At 67.7% G+C, this 14,201-nt stretch carries 16 protein-coding genes and 1 pseudogene; 10 read left to right on the top strand and 7 right to left on the bottom strand.

The genetic code is table 11. From position 1 onward, the window contains the following. Nucleotides 1-41: 41 nt before the first annotated feature. Both EV648_RS32715 and EV648_RS32710 read left to right on the top strand, forming a co-directional pair. A complete protein-coding gene (locus tag EV648_RS32715) occupies nucleotides 42-1,013 on the top strand; it encodes a winged helix DNA-binding domain-containing protein (protein WP_158294124.1) in 972 nt (323 codons plus the stop codon). 93 nt (nucleotides 1,014-1,106) lie between these two features. Beyond that, nucleotides 1,107-1,982 (top strand): SRPBCC family protein, encoded by an 876-nt coding sequence (locus EV648_RS32710; RefSeq protein WP_132298980.1) that lies wholly within the window; start codon nucleotides 1,107-1,109, stop codon nucleotides 1,980-1,982. A 2-nt stretch (nucleotides 1,983-1,984) separates the two neighbouring features. On the opposite strand, the gene EV648_RS32705 is transcribed toward EV648_RS32710, so the two are convergent. Beyond that, nucleotides 1,985-2,578 carry a MarR family winged helix-turn-helix transcriptional regulator gene (locus EV648_RS32705; protein ID WP_241995814.1) on the bottom strand — a complete coding sequence of 198 codons (594 nt, stop codon included), beginning with the start codon at nucleotides 2,576-2,578 and terminating at the stop codon, nucleotides 1,985-1,987. A gap of 54 nt (nucleotides 2,579-2,632) precedes the next feature. On the opposite strand from EV648_RS32705, the gene EV648_RS32700 reads away from it, so the two are divergent. The 3 genes from EV648_RS32700 (at nucleotide 2,633) to EV648_RS32685 (ending at nucleotide 5,277) form a co-directional block, all read left to right on the top strand. Continuing rightward, nucleotides 2,633-3,355: an SDR family NAD(P)-dependent oxidoreductase gene (locus tag EV648_RS32700; RefSeq protein ID WP_132298978.1), complete on the top strand. Its 723-nt coding sequence runs from the start codon at nucleotides 2,633-2,635 to the stop codon at nucleotides 3,353-3,355. 118 nt (nucleotides 3,356-3,473) lie between these two features. Continuing rightward, nucleotides 3,474-4,568, top strand: a complete 1,095-nt coding sequence (locus tag EV648_RS32695) for a LacI family DNA-binding transcriptional regulator (protein WP_132298977.1) — start codon at nucleotides 3,474-3,476, stop codon at nucleotides 4,566-4,568. Between the two features lie 436 nt (nucleotides 4,569-5,004). Next, nucleotides 5,005-5,277 (top strand): hypothetical protein, encoded by a 273-nt coding sequence (locus tag EV648_RS32685; RefSeq protein WP_132298976.1) that lies wholly within the window; start codon nucleotides 5,005-5,007, stop codon nucleotides 5,275-5,277. A gap of 106 nt (nucleotides 5,278-5,383) precedes the next feature. On the opposite strand, the gene EV648_RS32680 is transcribed toward EV648_RS32685, so the two are convergent. Both EV648_RS32680 and EV648_RS32675 read right to left on the bottom strand, forming a co-directional pair. Then, the gene (locus EV648_RS32680; RefSeq protein ID WP_132298975.1) at nucleotides 5,384-5,737 is read right to left on the bottom strand and encodes a YciI family protein; all 354 of its coding nucleotides are present in this window, start codon (nucleotides 5,735-5,737) and stop codon (nucleotides 5,384-5,386) included. Nucleotides 5,738-5,803: 66 nt separating this feature from the next. Continuing rightward, nucleotides 5,804-6,130, bottom strand: coding sequence for an NAD(P)H-binding protein (locus tag EV648_RS32675; RefSeq protein WP_199234941.1), 327 nt, complete (start codon nucleotides 6,128-6,130; stop codon nucleotides 5,804-5,806). Between the two features lie 75 nt (nucleotides 6,131-6,205). Here EV648_RS32675 and EV648_RS32670 point away from each other — a divergent pair, with 75 nt between their 5' ends. The 3 genes from EV648_RS32670 (at nucleotide 6,206) to EV648_RS32660 (ending at nucleotide 8,566) form a co-directional block, all read left to right on the top strand. Continuing rightward, complete coding sequence (locus EV648_RS32670; RefSeq protein ID WP_132298974.1) at nucleotides 6,206-7,156, top strand: SDR family NAD(P)-dependent oxidoreductase; 951 nt, start codon at nucleotides 6,206-6,208, stop codon at nucleotides 7,154-7,156. A 135-nt stretch (nucleotides 7,157-7,291) separates the two neighbouring features. Continuing rightward, entirely contained in the window at nucleotides 7,292-8,071 is a 780-nt protein-coding gene (locus EV648_RS32665; RefSeq protein WP_132298973.1) for a putative protein N(5)-glutamine methyltransferase, read from the top strand. Between the two features lie 27 nt (nucleotides 8,072-8,098). Further along, entirely contained in the window at nucleotides 8,099-8,566 is a 468-nt protein-coding gene (locus EV648_RS32660; RefSeq protein WP_132298972.1) for a GNAT family N-acetyltransferase, read from the top strand. A gap of 9 nt (nucleotides 8,567-8,575) precedes the next feature. On the opposite strand, the gene EV648_RS44400 is transcribed toward EV648_RS32660, so the two are convergent. The 3 genes from EV648_RS44400 to EV648_RS32650 form a co-directional block, all read right to left on the bottom strand. Then, nucleotides 8,576-8,929, bottom strand: coding sequence for an EamA family transporter (locus EV648_RS44400; protein ID WP_241995813.1), 354 nt, complete (start codon nucleotides 8,927-8,929; stop codon nucleotides 8,576-8,578). Beyond that, complete coding sequence (rarD, locus tag EV648_RS32655; protein WP_241995811.1) at nucleotides 8,878-9,510, bottom strand: EamA family transporter RarD; 633 nt, start codon at nucleotides 9,508-9,510, stop codon at nucleotides 8,878-8,880. The genes EV648_RS44400 and rarD overlap by 52 nt, the downstream gene beginning before the upstream one ends. Before the next feature lie 159 nt (nucleotides 9,511-9,669). Further along, a complete protein-coding gene (locus EV648_RS32650) occupies nucleotides 9,670-10,317 on the bottom strand; it encodes a dihydrofolate reductase family protein (RefSeq protein ID WP_132298971.1) in 648 nt (215 codons plus the stop codon). A 119-nt stretch (nucleotides 10,318-10,436) separates the two neighbouring features. On the opposite strand from EV648_RS32650, the gene EV648_RS32645 reads away from it, so the two are divergent. Further along, nucleotides 10,437-11,300, top strand: a complete 864-nt coding sequence (locus tag EV648_RS32645; protein ID WP_132298970.1) for a LysR family transcriptional regulator — start codon at nucleotides 10,437-10,439, stop codon at nucleotides 11,298-11,300. 9 nt (nucleotides 11,301-11,309) lie between these two features. Here EV648_RS32645 and EV648_RS32640 read toward each other — a convergent pair whose 3' ends face one another. Further along, nucleotides 11,310-13,322 carry a translation factor GTPase family protein gene (locus EV648_RS32640; RefSeq protein ID WP_132298969.1) on the bottom strand — a complete coding sequence of 671 codons (2,013 nt, stop codon included), beginning with the start codon at nucleotides 13,320-13,322 and terminating at the stop codon, nucleotides 11,310-11,312. A gap of 218 nt (nucleotides 13,323-13,540) precedes the next feature. Here EV648_RS32640 and EV648_RS45350 point away from each other — a divergent pair. Then, nucleotides 13,541-14,119, top strand: a pseudogene (locus EV648_RS45350) (LLM class flavin-dependent oxidoreductase); the annotation flags it as partial. Between the last annotated feature and the right edge of the window lie 82 nt (nucleotides 14,120-14,201).

Below are 14,201 nucleotides of genomic sequence, written 5' to 3'. Positions count from 1 at the left end.
TTCTGGCGGCACGGGTCCAGGCCAACGGCCTAGATCGTCCGGTGTCCGAGGCCGGCCCCGGAGGGGTGGCCGACGTCGTACGCCGGGCGGCGGGGCTCCAAGCGCAGAGCTGGCGCGGAGCCGCGTACGCCGTCCGAGCGCGATCCACCGCGACCACCTGGTCCGACGTCACCTACGCGCAGGAGACAGATCGATCGGTACTGCGCGGCTGGTTCATGCGCGGCACCCTCCAACTGGTGGCCACCGAGGACGCCGGCCCATTGCTCGGACTCCTCGGCACCAAGCTGATCAAGGACACCCACCGCCGGTACGGCGAACTCGGCCTGGCCGGGGACCTGCCCGATCGAGCGGCTGAGGTGCTCGAGACCTACCTGCTGGACAACGGCCCGACCGGCCGGGCCCGCCTCGGCGCAGTACTCGTCGAAGCCGGGCTCATCCAGGAGCCGACCGGACAGGCCGTCTACGCCTGCATCCGGCATGCCGGGTTGCTCGGGAAGGTCTGTTACGGCCCCGGGCATGATGCCGATGAGAGCTGGGTCGCCGTTCGGGACTGGCTCGGAGCACCACTGACACTCGAGGGCTCCGCGAACGACCTGGCCCGGCGCTACCTCACGGCGTACGGGCCTGCCACTGCTCAGGACTTCGCGACCTGGTCCGGACTGCCGATCCCAGCGGCCCGGCACGCGCTGAAGGCGGCCGCCACCACCGAGTTCGTGGTGGAAGGAGAGTCCCTGGCGGCGGTCGAGGACCTGCCCGGTTGCGACGATCTCCGGCTGGTGGGGGAGTTCGACGCGTACCTGCTCGGCTACAAGGACCGGCGCTACGCGTTGGCCGAGGAACACCGCAAGCACATCCATCCCGGTGGCGGCATGTTGCGCCCGGCGGTCATCCACGGCGGCGTCGTGATCGGCTCGTGGAAGCACAACGGACCGCAGGTCGAGCTGTTCGACGACTCAGCTGTGCCGGAGGGACTGGGTGCCGAGCTCGAGGATCTGGCCCGGTTCCGTGGTTGACACTGCGTGACGGCCGCGATTCCCGGCGGACTGTTCGTGGTCAGCCGGGCGTTGTTCTTGCCTCTTATATGCCCCTGGCGGTATATATGGGGCATGAGTGAAACGCTGACCAGCGAGAACGGCCGGACCGTACTGCGGATGGAGCGGCGGCTGACACATCCGCCGGAGAAGGTCTGGCGGGCGCTGACCGATCCCTCCGAGCTGGCCGCGTGGTTCCCGGCCGCGGTCGAGCTGGATCTGCGGCTGGACGGGAAGATCTCGTTCACCTTCGAGCAAGGTGAGGACGACTTCGTCGAAGACCCCGACAACACCGGCGTGATCCGCGCCTACGACCCACCCCGCCTGCTCGAGTACACCTGGGGCGCCGAGATCCAGCGCTGGGAACTAGCCCCGACCGACGATGGCTGCCTCCTGACCCTCACCGCCACCTACGACGACCGCCCAGGCTCCGCAAGCTTCACCAGCGGCTGGATCCTCTGCCTGGACGCCCTGGACAAGGCCCTGGGCGGAGCCACCATCCAACGCGAGACCTACCCACTACTCCACGAACACTTCATCAAGCACCACGCTCTGGACCAGGGCACCCTCCACCCCAACGGCTCAATCCACTACGAACGCCAACTGGTCGCCCCCAAAGAAGACGTCTGGGCGAGGTTGGTAGCAGGAGCAGCCGACGGTTCGGAGGTGCCGGCCGACACAGCCGGCGGCGGCCTGGGGGCGGCGGATCTCCTCAACTCCCCGCCTCCTTCCGGCTTCGTTGCCGCAGGCATCGAAGCCGGAAGGGTGCAGACTGCCGAGGCACCGGTGGAGTTGAGTTACCCGTGGCAGCACGGGGTGGTTACCTGGCGACTCCGGGACGGGAACGGGGGAGCGCGCCTCGTGGTCACCCAGACGGGGCCCGCCGAGAACTACCTGCCCGCTTGGCGCGAACTGATCGAGTCACTGGCCGCCGACGTTCTGGCCGGTTGAAGCTAGCGGTGCACGCGTCCGCGAACGTCGTCGAGCAGCGACTGCAGCTTCCCGGCCAGCAGATCGCGGTCTCGGGGCGACAGCGACGAGAGGAGGTCGGACTCCCGGGTGAGCACCTGGTCGACCGTCCTCTCGACCAGTCCGTGCCCGGCCTCGGTGAGGGAGACGACTACCGCCCGCGAGCCGTCGGTCTCGGTACGCCGAACGACCAGCCCTGCTTGCTCGGCCCGGGCCACCCGCTGCGAGATCGCCCCGGCGGTGACCAGCGTTCGCTCGGCGAGCTTCCTCGTGCTCAGCTCGTACGGCGTGCCGGCGCGGCGCAGCACACTCAGCAGGTCCAAGGTGGCGGGGTCCACGCCGAGCTCGGTGAGCAGGCGGCGCCTGTCGTCGGCGAAGAGCTTGGCCAGCCGCCACAGGGGAGTCACGATGCCGATCGAGTCCGTCGGCGTGCCCGGGCGCTCCCGCTGCCAGGCGCTGGCGATCTCCCCGGCGGGGTAAGGACTGGGCGCGTCCAGGGGATACGCGTCGGCCGGCTTCCCAGTCGGCGTCGCGGCAGGCCTCTCAGCTGGCTTCCTGGTCGGCTTCTTCGCTGGCACGGGACCCATGCTACGTTTAGAGCTAAACATTTAGACCTAAACGAGGAGTTCGGCGTGTCCAGAACGATCGTGGTGACCGGTGGCGCGACGGGGATCGGCCGGGCCGTGGCCGAGCGGTTCCGCGCCGACGGGGAGAGTGTCGTGATCACCGGCCGGCGACCCGAAATACTCGAGAAGGCCGCGGCGGAGATCGGCGCGCGAGCGGTGGTGTGCGATGCCGCGGATCCCGCGCAGGTGGAGGCGCTGTTGCTCGACCTGCCCGACTCTGTCGACGTACTGGTCAACAACGCAGGGGGCAACACCGACTTCGCTTCTGCCGACGCGGAAGGCGATCTGAGGCAACTCAAGGACAACTGGCGAGCCAACTTCGACGCCAACGTGCTCACCGCGGTCCTGACGACGACCGCCCTTGCGCCGAGGCTGGCCGCGAATGGATCGGTTGTGCACCTGGGCTCCATCGCGGGGGCCAGGGGGGCGGGGTCCTACGGTGCGGCGAAAGCAGCGCTGGCCACCTGGAACCAGGACATTGCGGCCGAGTTGGGCGCCCGCGGGATCACCTCGAACGTGGTCGCGCCGGGATTCACCGCCGAGACGGAATTCTTCCAGGGGAGGTTGTCGGGGGAGCGGCGCCAGAGGTTGCTGGAGGCAACGATGACCAAGCGGGAGGGTGAGCCCGCCGACATCGCCGCGGCGATCCACTTCCTCGCCTCGCCCGCCGCCCGCCACATCACCGCCCAGGTCCTGCACGTCAACGGAGGCGCCCTCACCACCCGCTAGGAAGGAGCGGCCCGATCCCGCCAGGACGGCGCGACTCAGGTGCTGCCCGGCGTGGTGTGGAACGCGTTGACAACGTGAGTACGCGGTGGCTGGAGACGGCGTCGGTGAGAATGGGCCCATGCGTGCCACCGTCAAGGACGTCGCCAAGCTGGCCGGGGTGTCCCCGAAGACGGTGTCGAACGTCATCAACGGGGTCGTCTTCGTCCGTCCGGAGACCCGGGAGCGGGTCGAGCAGGCGTTGCAGGAGCTGGACTACGTCCCGAACCTGAGCGCCCGCGGACTGCGCAACGGCCGCTCCGGGATGATCGGCCTCGCGCTGCCAGACCTGCTGCGGCCCTACTCGGCGGAGATCACCCACCTGGTCGTCGAGCTCGCCCACCAGCGCGGTTGGGGTGTCCAGATCGAGCAGACCGCCGCCCAGCCGGACCGCGAGTTCGAACTGCTCTCGAAGGCACGCGCCAACCTCGTCGACGGCCTGATCCTGAACCCGGTGAACCTCGACGACAGCGCGGTGACCACCGCCGGGCCGCTGCCGGCCGTGGTCCTGATCGGTGACGTCGACCAGGACCGGGTCAGCCAGGTCGCCATCGACAACGTCGGTGCGGCGCGCGAGATGACGCAGCACTTGCTCGACCAGGGTTTCCGCCGGATCGCGGTCGTCGGCACCCCGGAGATCCCGAGCGGAGCGAGCGGCACGGGTCGCGTCGGCGGCTCCACCGACGCCGCCGGTACCGCGGCCGCGCGACTGCGCACGATCGGGTACCGCGAAGCGCTCGAGGCGGCGGGTATCCGGTACGACCCGGACCTGGAGATCGCGCTGGACCGGTGGAGTCCGGAGGGCGCCGCAGTCGTGGTCGGTCGGCACCTGGAGACCCACGAACCTCCCGACGCGCTGTTCTGCTTCACCGACACGATCGCCTTCGGCGCGCTGTCGGCGCTGTGGTCAGCCGGGGTCGCAGTACCGCAGCAGTGTGCGGTCGCGGGGTTCGACAACATCGTGGACAGCCGGTTCACCGTGCCGCCGCTGACCACGATCGATTTCGACCGGCGGCAGTTCGTCGAGGCCGCGCTGGACCTTTTGGCCGAGCGGATGGCAGACAAGGACGCGAAGCCCCGGCGGGTCGTCGTCCCGCACCGGATCGTCTCCCGCGCCAGCACCGCTCGTCAGACCACAAAATTCACTGACACTGGCTCTTGTCAGCCCAGCCGGTGATCAAGAGCACGGAGTACTCTCCCGCGGCCGCGACGCCGGTCGTTGCCGAGGGCAAGATCAAGGCGACGCGCAGAATATGGCCCCCGCGATCCTCGCCGCGCTGCCGTTGGTGCTCGTTTTCCTCTATTTCCAAAGGCAGATCATCAAGGGCATCGCGACCACCGGTTTCGGTGGGCAGTAGCGGCGCGGACAACAGTTCCGGCAGGCGGGATTCCCTGGGCGATCCCTTGAAAAGGTCGTTACTGTGAGCGAGGCTGCCGTGATCACTTCCGTACCGTGAGGAGTACGGGGTGTGCGATTGCCAGCGGGTCCGGCGCAGCGAGGTCGTTGCGCCGTGCCGGCAGTTGTGTAGCAATCCGAACCGTTCCTCGGGGGAACGAAAGGGAAAGGGGGATCTGTGTCATCGATGAGAAGGCTCGCCGAGCAGTGCCGTGGTGTGAGGAGTCACGGCACCTCGCAGCTCGGCCGGGCTTCGATCCAACCAGCGGTCTGTACCGGCATCCACGAGGTGAACTCGTCGATCCCGTCCGGTCAGCCGCGTCGCGTGGCGGTTCTGAGACTGAGCAACGGTCTGACCACCACACTGCGTCTGGGAGACGGCGTGCAGGCGCCGGACCGGGGCGCGACAGTGTTCGTCCGGGGTGGCCGGGGGATGGGCGATCAGCCCGCCTCAGGTGGGGTCACCGTCGGGCCGAGCTTCCCGAGCTGAACAACCGGCGGTAGCGCACCGGCTGAACACCCGGCTGAATCAGTGGCTCGCCGGTCTCAGGTCAACGCCTAGCTGAGACCGGCAAGCTCCTGGATCTCCATCGCACTCATGACTCCGGGATCGGATCCATCAGCGCGCGGACCTCGATCGGGGAGTACCGGGCCTCGGGCAGTCGCGCGGCCAGTTCCGTCGCGCGCTCCAGGCTGCACTCGAACAGGTAGTACCCGGCGAGCACCTCTTTGGACTCGGTGAACGGCCCGTCCGTCACGGCCGGCACCCCGTCGCTGACCTGCACGACCCGCGCGTTCTGCGTGGTCAGGCCGTCGGAGCCGAGCAGTTCCCCGCTCGCCCGCGTCTCGTCCAGCACCGCCCGGTGGGCCGCGTAGACCGCGTCCATCCCCTCGGCATCGAGCGCCTTCCAGGTGTCGGCATTGCCGTAGATCAACAGCATGTACTTCATCCGGTCTCCTCTGTCAGGTCTGACACCAGTGACGTCGGAACGGGCCGACCCACCTCGACGTGCCTGTCACTTCTTGGCCATGATGGCCTCCCGCCAGATCAACTTGGCGATGTTCGGCCGCACCTGCGTGGTGATCACGGCCATCGCCCGCCGCACGAACGCGTCGCTGTCCACCTGGGCCAGCATGCTCGCCGCAAGATCCTCCCGAGCAGTGAACAACCCGTCCGCCTGGTCCTCCTGTACTTCGTACGCGGTGCTCGCGTGGTTGTCGAACAACCCGGACGGCCGCACGATCGTCCAGGCAAGCCCACTGTCCCGCACGAGTCGCTCCATCCGGCGCATGTCGTCGTGCGTGGTCCTGGCCACCACCCGGTTCACCAGCGGGTCGAGCACGTTGTTACTCCCTGAGGCAGAACCCTCACCTTGACGCTTGACCTAGAGCCAGCTCTAACTCGTACTGTCGCAGGCATGAGCACCCCACAACACAAGATCGGTTCGGGCTTCGGCCATGACAGCACCGCGGACGAGGTCCTCCAGGGGATCGACCTGTCCGGCAAGCTCGCGCTCGTCACCGGCGGCTACTCCGGCCTCGGCCTGGAGACCACCCGCGCCCTGGCGAAGGCCGGCGCCCACGTCGTCGTACCGGCGCGGCGGCCGGCGGCGGCCAAAGAAGCGCTCGCCGGGATCGACGACGTCGAGGTCGACGAACTCGATCTGGCTGACCTGGAGAGCGTTCGCTCGTTCTCCGAGCGGTTTCTCGCCAGCGGGCGGACGATCGACCTGCAGATCGACAACGCGGCCGTGATGGCCTGCCCGGAGACCCACGTCGGACCGGGCTGGGAGGCACAGTTCGCGACGAACCACCTCGGTCACTTCGCGCTGGTGAACCGGCTGTGGCCGGCCATCGTCGACGGCGGCGCCCGGGTCGTCTCCGTCTCCTCGTCGGGGCATCGCCGCTCGGACATCCGGTGGGACGACCTCCAGTTCTCCCAGGGCTATGACAAGTGGACCGCCTACGGCCAGGCCAAGACCGCGAACTCACTGTTCGCCGTGCAGTTGGATGCCTTGGGCAAGGATGCCGGAGTGCGGGCGTTCACCTTGCATCCGGGCGGCATCCTGACGCCGCTGCAGCGCCACCTGCCGCGCGAGGAGATGGTCGCGTTCGGCTGGATCGACGAGCAGGGCAACCCGCTGAACCCCGGCTTCAAGACGCCCGAACAGGGCGCGGCCACCCAGGTCTGGGCCGCGACCTCGCCGCAGCTCGAAGGCAAAGGCGGCGTGTTCCTCGACGACTGCGAGGTCGCCGAACTGTCCACGGACGAGGCTCCTGGTGTCCGGCCGTATGCGGTCGATCCGGCATCGGCAGCACGGCTGTGGACCGTCTCGGCCGAGCTCACCGGAGTGAACGCGTTCGGGTAGTCTGACCGGACCAGTCGTCGTACGAGCCGAGGAGGTGGGACCGATTACCGCCAGCACAGGTCGGGCGCTCCCACCTTCCATCGGCTGACCGACGCCGACCGCGGGAGTGCCCACAGGTTTCGTTGAAGGGTTCCCGTGTCACTTCTCAGTACCTCCAGCATCGTCACCACGCTCCGCGCCGCCGGCTGTGTCTTCGCCAAGGACGAGGCCGAACTCCTGATCGCCGCCGCGCGTGACGACGCCGAGCTCGCCGCCATGGTCGAGCAACGCGTCTCCGGTCTGCCGATCGAGCACGTGGTCGGGTGGGCGGAGTTCCATGGCCTCCGCATCGCGGTCGACCCGGGCGTCTTCGTGCCACGGCGGCGTACGTCGTACTTGGTCGACGAGGCCATCGCGCTCAGTCGTCGCGGTTGTGTCGTGGTCGACCTCTGCTGCGGATCCGGGGCGCTCGGCGTCGCGGTCGCTTCTGCCCAGGAGGTCGAGCTGTACTCCGCTGACGTCGAGCCGGCGGCGGTTCGTTGTGCGCGGCGCAATGTGGAACCGCTCGGCGGCCAGGTCTTCGAGGGTGACCTCTTCGACCCGTTGCCCTCCTCCCTGCGGGGTCGCGTCGACATCCTCCTGTCGAACGTCCCCTACGTGCCGACCGACGAAGTACGGCTGCTCCCCGCCGAAGCCCGCCTCTACGAACCGTTGGTCACCTTGGACGGCGGCTCGGACGGTCTGGACGTACTGCGTCGCGTCAGCGCTGCCGCGCCTGGTTGGTTGGCTCCGGGCGGTCACGTCCTGGTGGAGACGAGCGAACGCCAGGCACCGGTCGCCGCGGCAATCTTCGAGGGCGACGGTCTTGCTGCGCGGATCACCACGTCTGACGAGCTCTACGCAACTGTCGTGATCGCCGGCAAACCCTGCCCGTGAGCGCTTCTACTCGCTACGGTGCGTCCTATGGACGCCGTGGAGATCAGGAAAGCGCGAGCCGAGGACCTGGAGGGCTTAGTCGCATCGAGCGCCGCACTCTTCGCTGAAGACAGTGGCACCCGCGACCCGCTCCGCAACGCGGACTGGCCAGAGGTCCACGGCGCGAAGTGGGTCGCGGATCTTCTGGAGGATCCGGACGCGCTGCTGCTCGTTGCCTCTGACCCAGCGGTCGTCGGCCACCTGGTCGGCACCTTCTCACCGCCTTCGGACATGTGGACGGTGGGGCGCGCCGAACTGGTCAGCATGTACGTCCGCGAGACGCATCGCACCCAAGGCATCGGCACCCGCATGGTCGATGCCTTCACCGAATGGGCCAAGAGCCGCGGCGCCACCAGACTTCACGTCACCGCCTACGCCACGAACAACTCGGCCCTCCACCTCTACCACTCCTGCGGCTTCACTCCGAACTCGATCACCCTCAACAAGGACTTTTGAGTCTTCGCCTCACGACCAACTGCGGAGTTTCTGCGCCCGGCGCGGACTCCGCGCGGCGAGACGGAGTGCTTCGCGGCGGAGCTTGCGCCGGTGGTAGAGGATCTCGCCGGTGAAGATCGCCAACGCGGCCCAGATGAGCGCGAACCCGGCGAGGCGCTCGGGCGGCATCGGCTCGCCGAACGCGAACACGCCGAGGACGAACTGCACCGACGGCGTGAGGTACTGCAACAACCCGAGGTACGTGAGCGGGATCCGCGTGGCCGCGCCGGCGAAGAACAGGAGCGGAACCGCCGTGGCCGGGCCGGCGCCGATCAGGAGCAACGTCGTCGACCAACCGTCGTGCCCGAACGCGGCCCGGCCCATGAGCTCAAGCCACACCAGATAGCCCAGCACGACCGGCAAGATGATCGTCGCCTCGACGGCGAGGCTTTCGACCGCCCCGTCGCTGCCTTCTTCTTCAACACGCCGTACGTCGCGAAAGTGAGCGCCAACCCGACCGCCACCCACGGCACGCGGCCGTAGTCGAACGTAAGCCACGCCACCGCCGCCGCGGCCAGGCTGAGCGCGAGCCTCTGCGGCCGCCGCAGTCGCTCGCGGAACAGAACCACCCCGACCACGACCGTGACCAGCGGGCTGATGAAGTACCCGAGCGACGTCTCCACCACCCGCTCGTGGTTGACGCCCCAGATGTAGATGTACCAGTTGAACGCGATGACCACCGCGGCCGCGGCGAGAACCCGCAGCGCGGCGGGCCGCTGCCTCAAGGCGCGCCACCAGCCGGCGCGCGGACGTACCCAGAGCAGCAGCGCGATGATCCCGAGCCCCCACACGAACCGGTGGGCGAGCACCTCGACCGCGCCGGCGTCGTCGAGCAACCGCCAGTACAGCGGCAGCAGCCCCCAGATCCCGTAGGCGGAGGCACCGAAGAGAAGGCCTCGGTTCATTGACGCGGGACCGTCGGCTTCTGGCACTCGGACCTGTGATCCGGTCGCTGAGGTGGATACAGACATCCTGGGTTCCTCCTTACTCGGCCGGCAACTGCTCGTGAACCATGGGGCGCGGCACGCGACGCGGCGGATCGTTGCTCCCGGCGACGACTCAGGTCAGGTCACTACCCGGTACTTGAGGTGCGTGACGCCGGGCGCCTCGACGGCACGGACCTGCTCCAGTCGCACCTCCGCGTCCCCGCGGCTGGGGAAGAGGCGAGCACCGTCGCCGAGCAACACCGGAACGACGTGGAGCTCGAGCTCGTCCAGCAGTCCCGCTGCCAGGTACTGCTGAGCGATGTGGCCGCCGCCCCAGAGCATGACGTCCTTGCCGCCGGCGGCCTCCTTCGCCTGTTCGAGCGCGGACTCGATTCCGTCGGTGACGAAGTGGTACGTGGTCCCTCCCTCCATCTCCACGGATTCACGCGGGTGATGGGTGACGACGAACACGGGGTAGTGGTACGGCGGGTTGTCGCCCCACCAGCCCGTCCACTGCTCGTCGCCCCAAGCACCACCGCCGATAGGGCCGAACATGTTCCGGCCCATCACCGCAGCGCCGATGTTCTCCTTCGCTTCCTCGACGATCCGTGCGCTCTCGTTCACCTCGCCCCCTTGCCGGCCGTGGGCTTGGCGCCAGGTGGCCAGCGGAACCACCCAGTCGTGCAGCCGCTCGCCGCCCTCGCCGAGCGGGTTCTCCTCGCTCTGGTTCGGGCCGGCGACGAAACCGTCCAGCGAGATCGAGATATGACACCTCAGCTTGCTCATCGCGCCTCCTCAGTCGGCGGCCGCTGCGGCCGCGGGAACCTTGATACCTAGAGCATGGATCGACAGATAGATGACGTCTAATGCCAATCCTGCGAAGATCACATTGATATCTTTGATCTATGCTCAACCTGGTTCATCTCAAGGTTCTGGCCGCGGTGGCCCGACACGGGTCCGTGACCGAAGCGGCGAAACAGTTGCACTACTCGCAACCGTCGGTGAGTCACCACTTGTCTCGCCTGGAAGCCGCGACCGGCGTCAAGCTCGTTCAGAAGGTCGGTCGTGGGATCCGATTGACCCCGGAAGGGCAACTGCTGGCCAACCGGGCCACCGAGATCATCGGACGGGTCGAAGCCGCGACCAACGAGCTGGAAGCACAGGTCGGCTTGCAGGCCGGGCGGGTTCGCCTGGCCGCCAACGCGTCGGCGCTGAGCACGATCGCGCCCAAGGCCGCCGCCACGCTGGCCGAAGCACACCCAGGGCTCGAGCTGAGCCTGATCGACCAGCACCCGGTCGAAGCGCTACAGATGCTGCGTCACGGCGAGATCGACGTCGCACTCATCTTCCGCTACGCCGACGCCCCGGTGGAGGAAGAGGGATTTCGCCTCGTCCACATCGGCGACGACCCGATCTACCTCATCAGCCGAACACCCGACGACAGCATTGCGAACCATCGCCACTCCGCCTGGATCGGCGGTTGCGAACGGTGCCAGGAAGAGCTGACCACCGTGTGCCGACAAGCAGGCTTCACCCCACGCATCGGATCACTCAGCGACGACATAGTCGTCGTGCAAGCCCTCGTCGCCGCGGGCGTAGGCGTCACGACCCTGCCCGGCCTTGCGCTCCAAGCCCACCGCCTACCCGACGTCCATACCACCGAAATACCCAACTACCGACGACAGATCTACGCCGTCACCTACGGCGAGCCGCCAGACCCGCCCGCCACCACCGCCTTGATCCAAGCCATCCGGGACTCCGTCCGATAGCGGCGCTGATCAGACGCGACGGAGGACGTGGAGGAGGTAGTCGCGACGGTTCAGCGGGTCGTGGTCTGTGCGCGTCCGGTCGGGGATCGGGCCGGTGACCGGTTGGTGGCGCTCAAACGACGACTCGAGAACACCCTCGCCACGGGTCAGAGCGGGAAGCTGCTGCTCCAGTTCGTAGACCGCGGCGGCGGGGATTTCTCCTTCCAGGACAGAGGTTTCGGTGCCCAGCGCCGGGACCTGCGGGATCGCGCGGAGACGGGACAGAGCCGCCAGTACAGCGCGAACGGTGTCTGTCGGGATCTCCAGCTCGAAGCGGTGCATCGGCTCGTACACCGTCGTACCGGCCTGCTGGAGAGCCGTCATCAGGACCAGCGGGGTGAGGTTGCGGAAGTCCCCGGCTGTGCTCGACATGCTCTTGTCGAAGACAGCGTGAGCGTGGCTCTGGCGCGCCGAGTAGCCCGAGTGCGTCATCACCACGGTCGCGTCGGGGATCTGCCAGCCGTGGATCCCTTGCTCGAGCGTCTCGTACACGGTCTCCTCGACCGCCTTGATGAACGCGTACGGCATGGAACCGAGTTCGACCTCCAGGCTGAAGCTCACGCCCGAGTTGACCGGGGCTGGCTCGACGCGTAGGCCGACGGTGGCCAGGAACGGGTTCCCGTCCTTCTTGTTGAACTCGACCGCCGCACCGACACCCTCCAGCCGCTCGATGCAAATGGTCGTCGTCTCGCGGAAGGTGACGTCGATGCCGAAGTCGTCGGCGAGCGTGGTCTGGATGACCTCCTTCTGCACCTCGCCGTACAGCGACACGAACGTCTCCTGCCGGATGTCGTCCTGACGCAGGTTGATCAGCGGATCCTGCTCGGCCAACTGGGAGAGCGCGACCTGCAGATTCCCCTTGTCCGACGGCCGAGTCGGCGCGATCACCGTCTCCAGCGTCGGGGGAGCGAAGTACGCGCTCTCTCCCGCTCCGGCCCTGTCTCCTCCGTCATCCGACTCGCCGGCCGCGCCGAGCTTGTCGCCGATGCGGATCTCGCCGAGTCCCCAGAGCTTGCCGATCTCACCGGCGACGACCTCCGGGCGGGTCAGCACCGAGCCGTTGTCGAAGACGCTGACCGAGGTGACCTTGGCTTCCTTGTCGCCGTGGAACCGAAGCCGGTCCCGGGTCCGGATCGCGCCTGAGAACATCCGGACGAACGCGATCTTCTCGCCCGCCGGACCCCGCTCGACCTTGAACACGGACCCGTCCACCGGGCCCTCGACGTCGCCTTGCCCGGCCGGCAGCAGTTCCCGGATCCCCGCGATCAGCGCGTCCGTCCCGGCACCGGTGATCGCCGAACCGAAGTACACCGGATGCACCAGCGCCTGCTGGGTCTGCTCCGCCAGCCGCGCCCGGAGTACGTCGTACGAGAGCGCTTTCTCGTTCTCCACGTACGTCGCCAGCATCTGGTCGTCCCGCTCGGCCAGCAGGTCGAGCATGGCGAAGGTGAAGCTCGTGTCGTCCCGCCCGTACGGCGTGAACGCGGCGCCGGGCGTGCCGAGTCGGTCGGTCGACCCCATCGGGATGACCGCCGCGGAGAGCCGGTCCGCGACGCTCTTCAGCAACGAGCAGTACTGCGCTCCGGCCCGGTCGAGCTTGTTCACGAAGATCAGCGTCGGGATACCGAGGCGCTGGAGGGTGCGCATGAGCACTCTGGTCTGCGCCTGGACGCCTTCCACCGCGGAGATGACCAGCACCGCGCCGTCGAGCACGCTGAGCGCCCGCTCCACCTCGGCGATGAAATCCGGGTGACCGGGAGTATCGATCAGGTTGACGGTGATGTCGTCGATGGCGAACGAGACGACCGCGGACTTGATCGTGATTCCGCGTTGCCGCTCGAGTGCCAGCGAGTCGGTCTGGGTGTTGCCGTCATCGACGCTGCCGACCTCGTCGATGACCCCGGCGGCGAAGAGGAGCCTCTCGGTCAGGCTGGTTTTACCGGCGTCTACATGCGCCAGGATCCCCAAGTTCAGTGTTCTCACGCAGCTTCATGTCCCTTGAACAGGTGAATGTGCCTTTCTGGGTCGACATGAAGTCAGGTCGCATGACTGCGCTCCTCGAGAACGTGAACGGCCGGTTCGGCCTGCTGGTGATCCGTCCGCGAGTACAGCAGAGAGCGCGAACCACGAGCAAACAGTTTTCTCCTGGTCGAAGTGGATTGAAAGGGTTGATTAATCGGACTATGGTCCGGTAGTTTCATATGTGGACTGCAGTCCGAATGGGTTTCATGGGATCTGGAGAGGGACTGATGGATCGTCTGGCGGGTCGCCGGATCGGTGTCGTGTTCGGGAGTCTGACGCCGCCGGAGGAGTTGGCTCGTGGGGCGGCGCTGGCGGAGGAGCTCGGGTTCGGCGACTTGTGGTTCTCCGAGGACTGTTTCTTCTCCGGGGGAGTGTCGGGCCTGACGCAGTTGCTGGCGTCGACATCCACGGCGACTGCCGGCCTCGGTCTGGCGAGCGTGGTCACGAGGCATCCCGCGGTGCTCGCGATGGAACTGGCCGGTCTGGCGCGGATGCACCCGGGCAGAGTCCGCACAGCCGTTGGCCTGGGCAACAACCACCAGATGGGCCTGCTCCCCGCACGTCCACTCACCGCCGTCACCCAGACCTTCGAGATACTGCGCTCACTCCTCGCCGGCGGCCAGGTCGACCGCCGGACGGTCACCCACGAGTACAACAACCTCAAGCTCGACTACCCACCAACCCGGCCACCCGAACTCTGGATAGGCGCCGTCAACCAACAAGCCCTCCAAACCGCAGGCAGGTTGGCCGACGGCGTCCTCCTCTCAGTCCTGGCAGGGCCGCCTATGTCAGCTGGGCAACCGAACAGGTCGCCAGCGGAGCCGCCGCCCGAGCAGGCGC

The organism is Kribbella sp. VKM Ac-2568, from assembly GCF_004345365.1.
GTDB classification, from domain to species: Bacteria; Actinomycetota; Actinomycetes; order Propionibacteriales; family Kribbellaceae; genus Kribbella; species Kribbella orskensis.
Note: the sequence above shows the minus strand (reverse complement) of the source record. Positions and strands in the feature narration are given on the sequence as shown.

Excerpts from the sequence above, each read along its gene's own strand:
- EV648_RS32710 (WP_132298980.1), top strand. The coding sequence starts at position 1,107 with ATGAGTGAAACGCTGACCAGCGAGAACGGCCGGACCGTACTGCGGATG.
- EV648_RS32695 (WP_132298977.1), top strand. The coding sequence starts at position 3,474 with ATGCGTGCCACCGTCAAGGACGTCGCCAAGCTGGCCGGGGTGTCCCCG.
- EV648_RS32680 (WP_132298975.1), bottom strand. The coding sequence starts at position 5,737 with ATGAAGTACATGCTGTTGATCTACGGCAATGCCGACACCTGGAAGGCG.
- EV648_RS32670 (WP_132298974.1), top strand. The coding sequence starts at position 6,206 with ATGAGCACCCCACAACACAAGATCGGTTCGGGCTTCGGCCATGACAGC.
- EV648_RS32660 (WP_132298972.1), top strand. The coding sequence starts at position 8,099 with ATGGACGCCGTGGAGATCAGGAAAGCGCGAGCCGAGGACCTGGAGGGC.
- EV648_RS44400 (WP_241995813.1), bottom strand. The coding sequence starts at position 8,929 with ATGGGCCGGGCCGCGTTCGGGCACGACGGTTGGTCGACGACGTTGCTC.
- rarD (WP_241995811.1), bottom strand. The coding sequence starts at position 9,510 with ATGAACCGAGGCCTTCTCTTCGGTGCCTCCGCCTACGGGATCTGGGGG.
- EV648_RS32650 (WP_132298971.1), bottom strand. The coding sequence starts at position 10,317 with ATGAGCAAGCTGAGGTGTCATATCTCGATCTCGCTGGACGGTTTCGTC.
- EV648_RS32645 (WP_132298970.1), top strand. The coding sequence starts at position 10,437 with ATGCTCAACCTGGTTCATCTCAAGGTTCTGGCCGCGGTGGCCCGACAC.